General features: G+C 68.9%; 7 protein-coding genes. 6 read left to right on the top strand and 1 reads right to left on the bottom strand.

Translation table 11 applies throughout. The features are described 5' to 3' along the window. The 6 genes from VF468_31955 to VF468_31930 all read left to right on the top strand — a co-directional run. On the top strand, positions 1-327 hold a 327-nt coding region (locus tag VF468_31955), incomplete at its 5' end, for a hypothetical protein (protein ID HEX5882898.1). A gap of 40 nt (positions 328-367) precedes the next feature. Then, positions 368-1,504: a DUF4331 family protein gene (locus VF468_31950; GenBank protein ID HEX5882897.1), complete on the top strand. Its 1,137-nt coding sequence runs from the start codon at positions 368-370 to the stop codon at positions 1,502-1,504. 13 nt (positions 1,505-1,517) lie between these two features. Then, entirely contained in the window at positions 1,518-2,870 is a 1,353-nt protein-coding gene (locus tag VF468_31945) for a Dyp-type peroxidase (protein HEX5882896.1), read from the top strand. Positions 2,871-2,903: 33 nt separating this feature from the next. Then, positions 2,904-3,770: an enoyl-CoA hydratase-related protein gene (locus VF468_31940; protein ID HEX5882895.1), complete on the top strand. Its 867-nt coding sequence runs from the start codon at positions 2,904-2,906 to the stop codon at positions 3,768-3,770. A 45-nt stretch (positions 3,771-3,815) separates the two neighbouring features. After that, positions 3,816-4,895: a sulfite oxidase gene (locus VF468_31935; GenBank protein HEX5882894.1), complete on the top strand. Its 1,080-nt coding sequence runs from the start codon at positions 3,816-3,818 to the stop codon at positions 4,893-4,895. A gap of 34 nt (positions 4,896-4,929) precedes the next feature. Next, positions 4,930-5,211, top strand: coding sequence for a lipopolysaccharide assembly protein LapA domain-containing protein (locus VF468_31930; protein ID HEX5882893.1), 282 nt, complete (start codon positions 4,930-4,932; stop codon positions 5,209-5,211). Between the two features lie 265 nt (positions 5,212-5,476). On the opposite strand, the gene VF468_31925 is transcribed toward VF468_31930, so the two are convergent. Continuing rightward, positions 5,477-5,850, bottom strand: a 374-nt coding sequence (locus VF468_31925; protein ID HEX5882892.1) for a PLDc N-terminal domain-containing protein, incomplete at its 5' end; no start/stop codon positions are given.

Raw genomic sequence — 5,850 nt, 5'->3', positions numbered from 1 at the left:
GCGACTAGCTTCGACGGCCCGTGGGACCCCTACATGGACGATTTCGCCACGTCAGGGCCGACGCTCCAGCTATTCGACACCATCTTCCAGCACGTCGAAGGCTACGAAGGCCTGCCAGACCTCGCGGCGGTGAAGGCGTTCATCCTGGGCGCGCAGGTGACCGCGGGCGGTTACGCACGGAACTACCCCGGCACGGTCAAAGAGATCCGCAAGGCCTTGCGGGTGAACAAGGCGTTCCAGCAGGTGCTCGACGACCCAGAGGCCGCCACGGCGCTGCAGCACCCGGCCCTGAAGCCGCTGTTGGACGAGGCCGCCGACTCCACCTAGCCCTCGGGAGCCAATCACCAGGAGCCATAGAGGAGCGGCGGTGTCGGACCACATCTCAGGGCCGCGGGCCTTGGCCGAGCCGATCGTGGACATCACCGACGCCTACGCGTTTCCGAGCCCGCAGCGTCCCGGCCACCTCGTGCTGGTGATGAACACCCTGCCGTTCGCCCAGCCGTCCGCGCGGTTCTCCGACGGGCTGATCTACCGCTTTCGGTTGCGCCCGGTCGCCGCGGCCGCCCGGGATGATCCTGCGCTGTTCGTGGTCGGCGCGGAGGAGTTCACATTTGACTGCGTGTTCTCCCCGCCGGTGAACGGAAGCGGCGACAGCGCGCCTGACCAGGACGGCGCCTGCACCACATTGGCGGGCGAGACGGTCTCGTTCAGCGTGAACGACGAGCGCGGCGGCTCGGCGCACGGCGTTCGCGTCTTCGCCGGGCCGCGCTGGGATCCGTTCATCATGGACGCACCCGCGGCGCTGAGGACGATCGCCACGGGCAAGCTGGCGTTCACCGATCCGGGTGCGATCTTCCTGGACGGCAAGAACGTGCTCAGCCTCGTCGTCGAGGTCGACTGCGCCAGGCTGCTCGGCGGCGCGGAGCTGGTCGGGGTGGTCGCCGAGACCCTGACCCGAGGCACGCTCGCTGTCCGCCTGGAACGCGTCGGGCGGCCCGAGGTGAAGAACCTCATGCTGGCGCCCAAGCAGTTCGACACCGTCAACCGTGACCTGGAGATCCGTGACCTGTACAACATGGAGGACGCCTTCCAGCTCGCGCCGGCCTACCAGGGCGCCTACCGGGCGCGGCTGAACGCCAACCTCGCCTTCTGGGACCGCTTGGACGGCAACCAGGACTGGCCCACGGACCAAACCGGCGCGCACCCGCTGACCGAACTGCTGCTGGCCGACTTCCTCGTCGTGGACCTCACCAAGCCGTACGCCGAGCAGGGTTCCTTCCTGGAGATCGAGCTGGCCACCCGAGGGGCTCGCGTGCACCAGACCTGCGGGGGCCGAGCCCTCAACGACGACGTCATCGACACCCTGTTCACGCTGCTGGTCAACGCCGGGAACGGGCCCAGGATCCGCGACGGCGTCGACCAGGCGACGAAGTCCGCTTCCTGCACGTTCCCCTACCTGGCAGTGCCGAACCCGGATCCTCCCCAGCCCCCAGAACACCTCTAGGAATGGGACGTCCATGGACACTGTGAGCACGCCGGAGACCGTCAGCCTCGAGTTCGACGACCTCCAAAGTGGGGTGCTGCACCCACGACCGTCCCCCTACGTCGGCCACTACCTGCTGCTGCGCATCGACGACCGCGCGGCCGGGCGGGAGCTGGTGCGGCGGCTGCACCCGGTGGTCAGCGCCGGCCAGCCCGCCTCCGACCCGGCCCGCGGCGCCTGGGTCACCGTTGCCTTCACCTACCAGGGCCTGCAGGCGCTGGGCGTGTCCCAAGAGTCGCTGGACAGCTTCGCGCCGGAGTTCCGCCAAGGCATGGCGGCCCGCGCGGCCGAGCTGGGCGACCTCGGCGACAGCAGCCCAGCCAATTGGGAAAAGCCGCTCGGAACCCCCGACGTCCACGTGGCACTGGCGGCGCTGTCGCCCGACGCCGCGCGGCTGGCGGCCGTGGTCGAGCGGGCACGCCGCGCCCACCAGGAGCTGCCTGGGGTAGAGGTGATCTGGCGCCAGGACTGCTACCAGCTCCCCACCGGGCGCACCTCCTTCGGCTTCAAGGACGGGATCGGCCAGCCGGCGGTGGAGGGCAGCGGGATCCCAGGCTCCAACCCCAGGGAGCGACCGATCAAGGCCGGCGAGTTCATCCTCGGCTATCCCGACGAGACGGGCAGTCTGCCGCCAATGCCGACCCCTGAGCTGCTTGGCCGCAACGGCACCTACATCGTGTTTCGGAAGCTGCACACCCGCGTCGCGGCCTACCGCCAATATCTGCGCGCCAAAGCCGCGAGCCGCGAGGAGGAGGCGCTGCTGGGCGCCAAGATGGTCGGACGCTGGCAGAGTGGCGCGCCCCTGGCGCTCTCCCCGGACCACGACGATCCCCAGCTCGGGGCGGACCCCGCGCGCAACAACGACTTCGACTACCACGACGATCTGCGCGGGTTCAAGTGCCCGGCCGGCGCGCACGCGCGACGGGCGAACCCGCGCGACGCGCTCGACCACGAGGGCAGCGTCAACGTCCGCCTGCACCGGATGATCCGGCGCGGCACGAGCTACGGCCCCATGTTGCCTGAAGGCGTCCTGGAGGACGACGGCATCGACCGAGGAATCATCTTCGTGTTCGTTGGTGCGCACCTCAAGCGCCAGTTCGAGTTCGTCAAGACCCAGTGGATCAACGACGGCATCTTCATCGGCGCACCCGCCGAGAAGGACCCGCTCGCCGGGCCGAACGACGGGTCGGGCACGTTCACCATCCCGCAGCGGCCAATCCGGCGCCGCCTGCAGGGCCTACCGCCGTTCGTCGTCACCCGCGGCGGCGAGTACTGCTTCGCGCCGGGGCTGCGAGCGCTGCGCTGGCTGGCGGAGCTGGAGACCTGAGCGGGCATCGAAATCCCAGGAAAGGACGGCGACGTGGCAACGAGCCCGACACGCACCGACCGCTGGAAGGCACTCGACTTCGGCCCGCCACCCTCCGGAGCAGCAGAGCCGGACTCACCCGTGATGGTCGAGTACGGCTCGGACGGGCGCGTGGCGCTCATCACCCTGAACCGGCCGCACGCCGACAACGCGATCACCACGGAGATGGGGGCGCGGCTGACCGAGGTCCTGGAGACGATCGCGGTTCGTCCCACCGTGCGCGTGGCCATCATCACCGGCGCCGGCGAGCGAGCATTCTCGGTCGGCAGCGACCTGCGCCAGCGCAAGGACATGACCAAGGAGCAATGGCTGGGGCAGCGCCAGGACTTCGACCGCACGCTCTACACCCTGCGCCAGCTGCGCAAGCCGATCTTCGCCGCCGTCAACGGCATCGCCTACGGTGGCGGCTGCGAGATCGCCCAGAGCACCGACTTCATCATCGCGTCCAACAACGCCACCTTCGGCCAGCCCGAGGCGATGATCGGCCTGGCCGCCGGGGGCGGCTCGCCGGCCCTGCTGCCCCGCCTGCTCCCGCCGGGCAAGGCCCTGCAGATGCTGATGACCGGCGACCCGATCACCGCCCAGGAGGCCTACCGGCTGGGCATGGTCAACGAGCTCTGCCCCCAGGGCGAGCTGCTGGAGGTGGCGCACCGGATCGCGGGCAAGATTGCCAGCAACTCCCCCACAGCTGTGCAGGCGGTCAAGCAGGCCGTCCGGATGGGTCAGGGGCAGCCGATCGAGCAGGCCATCGCGATCATGATGGAGGCCCACTGGCGCTCCGCCGTGCACCCCGACCGTGTCGAGGGCATCGGCGCCTTCAACGACGACCGGGAGCCCACCTTTCAGGATCCCGACTACTGAGGCGCGACCCGCGCGGCCGCGGCCATCCACGAGGAGGCTGGCAACATGACCTTGGCAGACGACCTGAAGCAGGCGCGGGCGGCGCTCACGATGATCCACGGCGATCCCTTCAACGCCGAAGCCCCGCCGGAGGCCCTGAAAGGCGACATCACCCCGACGGACCTCCATTACGTCCGCAGCAACTTCCCGGTACCGGCCCACGACGGAACCGTTGAGGTCGGCGGCGCGGTCGAGCACCCAAGGACCCTGACGCTCGACGACCTGCGCGCCATGCCCCCGGTGGAGCGGGTCGTCACGATGGAATGCGCCGGGAACGGGCGCCTGGCGATGCGACCGCTGCCGGCCGGCGAACCATGGGGTGACTACGCCGTCTCCACCGCTCGCTGGACCGGTGCCCTGCTGCACCAGGTGCTAGAGCAGGCCAAACCGGCCGCAGAGGGCGTGGAGGTCCGCTTCACCGGCGCCGACCACGGCTCCTACCTGCTCCACCCGGTCCTTAAGAACATTGACGCGTCCGACTTGACCTTCGTGCGGTCCCTGACCCTCGCCCACGCCACCGACTCGGAAGCCGAGATCCTGATCGCGTACGAGATGAACGGCGAGCCGCTCAACCCCGACCACGGCGCGCCCTTCCGGCTCATCGTGCCCCACTGGTACGGCGTCGCCTCGGTGAAATGGCTGAAGCACATCGACGTCCTGACCGAGCCGTACGTCGGCGAGTTCGAGACCGGCCACTACATGTACCAGTGGGCCGATCGTCCGCCTGAGCGCGTCACCCTCATGCGCGTGCGCGCACGGATCACCGATCCCGCTCGCGGCGCCACCATCCCCGCTGGCACCTACACCGTGCGCGGAAAGGCCTGGTCGGGCACCGGACCGATCACAACCGTCGACGTCAGCCTCACCGGCGAAGGCGACTGGCACCCGGCGCAAGTCGAACCCCCAAAGGGTCCGTACCAATGGCAGGACTGGTCATTCGCATGGGGGGCGACCGAGCGCGGCCGCCACAGCCTCCGCGCCCGCGCGACCGACGCAGCCGGCAACGTGCAACCCGAGGTTCCACCCTGGAACCGTCTCGGCTACGGCAACAACGCCATCGAGGTCTCCTACGTCGACGTGCGCTGACGCCAGCAACCGCAACCGGCAAGAGGAGGACGTGATGACAGTTCAACCGGGTGGGCCACAGCCGGCCGGGCAACAGCCGGACGGGCGCAAACTGAGTGGCGGGGCGATCGCTTCGCTGACTGGCGTCGGGGTGCTGCTGATCTTCATCATCCAGAACACCGACAGGGTCAGATTCCAGTTCCTGTTCTGGACCTTCACTTGGCCGCTGTGGTGGTACACCATCATGACGGCGCTCTTCGGGGCGCTGGTGTGGTTCGGGTTGGGCGTGATGCGTCGTCACCGGCGCCGCGTGGAACGCCGCGCAGCCCGCTACTAATCGTTGGCTTGTTGGTGAAGCGTATCGGCCGGCGATGGCCCATGGCGCTCCCCGGTCATCGTGGCCATCGCCGACGGTGGCGTTGTCGAGGTGGGCAGCCACGACCAGCTCATGGCGGCCAAGGGCTGCTGCCCACGACCGCTGCATGAGCCGGTCCCGAACTGGCACAGCGCCCGCCGGCGGTCGTCGCAGTCGGGCACGAAGCTCACCGGGGCGTGCCCGGCGCGGTAGCTACCTGCTGCTTGGCGCGGCCGCCGCCCTGGCCTCAGGCGAGGGCTTTGGCCTTCAGCCGCTCAAACTCCGACTGGTCGATCGCGCCGGTGTCCAGCAGCTCCTTGGCCCGGGCAATCTGCTCGGTCGGCGTCGCCTCAGCAGTGGTGGCGACGTTGCGCACGTAGCCTTCAAACTGCTGCTGGGCCCGCTGCTGCTGGGCCGCGGCCCGCTCGCCCATCCCCCTGCCCCGAACGATCAAGTAGATGAACACGGCCAGGAAGGGCAGGAACACCAGGAACAGTACCCACAACGTCTTTTCCACGCCCGACACCGAGTGGTCCCGGAACAGGTCGGTCAAGACATGGAACAAGACCATGATCCAGATGAACAGGAAGAAGAACCACAGCACCGACCAGAAAATGTCAC

It is taken from the genome of Actinomycetota bacterium, from assembly GCA_036280995.1.
GTDB lineage: Bacteria > Actinomycetota > CALGFH01 > CALGFH01 > CALGFH01 > CALGFH01.
The sequence above is the reverse complement of the archived record's forward strand: the minus strand, read 5'-3'. Positions and strand labels throughout refer to the sequence as shown.

What these genes read in the sequence shown, in the direction of transcription:
- VF468_31930 (HEX5882893.1), top strand. Translation starts at nt 4,930, where the DNA reads ATGACAGTTCAACCGGGTGGGCCACAGCCGGCCGGGCAACAGCCGGAC.
- VF468_31945 (HEX5882896.1), top strand. Translation starts at nt 1,518, where the DNA reads ATGGACACTGTGAGCACGCCGGAGACCGTCAGCCTCGAGTTCGACGAC.
- VF468_31935 (HEX5882894.1), top strand. Translation starts at nt 3,816, where the DNA reads ATGACCTTGGCAGACGACCTGAAGCAGGCGCGGGCGGCGCTCACGATG.